Source organism: Virgibacillus carmonensis, from assembly GCF_057836705.1.
This window is the reverse complement of sequence record NZ_JBYQFJ010000298.1, coordinates 1-579: the sequence shown is the minus strand read 5'-3', so window position 1 is coordinate 579 and position 579 is coordinate 1. Positions and strand designations below refer to the sequence as shown.

Below are 579 nucleotides of genomic sequence, written 5' to 3'. Positions count from 1 at the left end.
CAGGCATTATATCAGTATTTTATAGCTTCATTCGTTACCACGGCGCCATTTTTCAAACTTTTCCAAAACATCATCCGTTAATGGAATTTTAATGTTCTTTCTTGCCTTTTTATGTTGCTTTATACTTTTTTCAATTTCTGTTTCCATGTCCAGTAATTCTATATGTAATTCCCTAGCCGATTTTCTTAGCGCCCCTCTGCCAAAAATGGTACGTTGCTCCGCATAATCCGAGGTAGCAACGTATACCTGATTTACGACATTCTTCAACTCCGTTACTATCTTTTCAATCCGCTCATCAGCAGTCTCATGTTCCTTCGTATAAATAATTTCCACCTTGTATTCACTTACCGCATTTGAAATTCCAGGAACATAATAAGCATCAAAAATAATAATAACCCGATAACCACTGACAGCTTTATACTCGGCCATTTTTTCAATTAGACGGTTGCGTGCCTGTTCCAGATCAATCTCTTTTAATTGTTTCAATTCATCCCAATCTCCGATGATATTATAACCATCTACAACTAGTACATCCATTCTCTATTCTCCTAACGGAAACCTTTTCCGGAATACTTCATA

Annotated in this window: 1 protein-coding gene; it reads right to left on the bottom strand. The window is 36.6% G+C overall.

All coding sequences use genetic code 11. The features are described from left to right. Window positions 1-27 precede the first annotated feature (27 nt). Window positions 28-537, bottom strand: coding sequence for an NYN domain-containing protein (locus AC3G7N_RS21975; RefSeq protein WP_089060935.1), 510 nt, complete (start codon window positions 535-537; stop codon window positions 28-30). Between the last annotated feature and the right edge of the window lie 42 nt (window positions 538-579).

Bases quoted from the DNA above. Each gene is read 5' to 3' on its own strand.
- AC3G7N_RS21975 (WP_089060935.1), bottom strand. From the start codon at position 537: ATGGATGTACTAGTTGTAGATGGTTATAATATCATCGGAGATTGGGAT.